2 protein-coding genes are annotated in these 1402 nt (G+C 40.2%); one reads left to right on the forward strand and one right to left on the reverse strand.

All coding sequences use genetic code 11. The features are described 5' to 3' along the window. Window positions 1-109 precede the first annotated feature (109 nt). A complete protein-coding gene (locus AK963_RS28975; RefSeq protein WP_066018725.1) occupies window positions 110-661 on the reverse strand; it encodes a phage integrase in 552 nt (183 codons plus the stop codon). A gap of 372 nt (window positions 662-1033) precedes the next feature. Here AK963_RS28975 and AK963_RS28980 point away from each other — a divergent pair, with 372 nt between their 5' ends. Then, window positions 1034-1222 (forward strand): helix-turn-helix domain-containing protein, encoded by a 189-nt coding sequence (locus tag AK963_RS28980; protein ID WP_066018726.1) that lies wholly within the window; start codon window positions 1034-1036, stop codon window positions 1220-1222. Window positions 1223-1402: the final 180 nt, after the last annotated feature.

The raw sequence follows: 1402 nt of genomic DNA on the forward strand, positions 1-1402 counted from the left end.
TCCTCTCGATTGGTCATGGCGCTGCTCCCTGCTTGATACCAACAGGAAAACAATCGGCCAGAAAAGGGTTAATCGGGAGGTCAAATTAAACTGGTGTTTTGAAGACTTATTACATCGGTGATGACACATGGCGGCTTTTGCAGTTCTTCCTGATGTCTTCGAATAGCAGTTGAATCTCGTCATTACTCAGAAAGACAAGTTCTTTCTCATGGATACGAATCTTATCTACGGGCTGAAAGGGATTGCAATAGCCAATGATGGCATTCCTGCCCAGAAAGTTATAAACGGCATTGATATAGCCGAGAATATTATTCAGGGTCTTATCGCCAATGCCTTCCTCCCTCTTTTGCTTCTTGTACCTGTGCCAGTCTCTGGTAGTGACTTCTTTGGCTATGGGGTTGCCCAGAGCATCACAGAAGCGAATCAGGTTCTTCAGCGTCCGTTCATTATCCGCCAGCTCGATGCCTCTGGCTTCATACCAGATATCAATTAACTCTTTGAGTGTGCGGTCATCTCTCTCTGGTGCTTCTTTATCTTTGTCAGCAATGCACTTATCACGGTACTGGATACATTCCAGTTTTGTTTTTGCGGTATGACGAAAACGCTTGCTGCCAATCCTGAAATCAATTTTCCATTGGTTGCCTTTTTTGATGATTGCCATGATGCTTCCTTAATTCTCTTTTTTAAAATCATCTTAACTGCATTTTTTTAATAGATCGCTGATTAAAAATGGATGCTTTTTTTTAATTACGGTGGTTTTTGGTGGTTGTCGGTTATTGATGGTTGTTAGCGGGTTTACTTTTTTTGAAACGTCTACCTGAATAATTTAATCCATGAAAGAAGTAATAAAAAACAGATTTCAAACAAAATCTATTAATGTGCAAATTTTTTTTGTCCGTATATGACCCGCTATGACCACCAATGACCCGATATAGCCGACACGCTAAAAAATTAATTAAGATCAAGTGTTGCATTTCAAAAATTGATTCTGTATTTCTATTTTCTGTTGCAATCAAACAAGGAATGTTGAGCAATGAAAGAGAAATATGACGGCTATTTTTTCGTGTTGTCCATTAATGCGTTTGCTGAACGTGTTGGCGTATCACCAGAGACGGTTAGAACCTGGATCAAGGAGAACCGGATTCCCTCCCGTAAAATCGGCAAACGTCGTTTAGTGGATGTTGATAAGCTAAGGGATGACCTGGACTCTGAGGACGAGTAATTCACTGTTGCTGATACCACGGTTAGGGATAAATAATTCTAATTATAGTATTACAATAGTCCGGACAGTTTTCCGAAATAGGCAACCATGAGAGGAATCAACCAGAGTAGAGAATCCTAATAATCTATCTGTTGATACCTCCTCTCATGGAAATCATAGTTAAGTCTGCTCTGGACAGTA

The organism is Endozoicomonas atrinae (assembly GCF_001647025.1).
GTDB classification, from domain to species: Bacteria; Pseudomonadota; Gammaproteobacteria; order Pseudomonadales; family Endozoicomonadaceae; genus Endozoicomonas; species Endozoicomonas atrinae.

Bases quoted from the DNA above. Each gene is read 5' to 3' on its own strand.
- AK963_RS28975 (WP_066018725.1), bottom strand. From the start codon at position 661: ATGGCAATCATCAAAAAAGGCAACCAATGGAAAATTGATTTCAGGATT.
- AK963_RS28980 (WP_066018726.1), top strand. From the start codon at position 1,034: ATGAAAGAGAAATATGACGGCTATTTTTTCGTGTTGTCCATTAATGCG.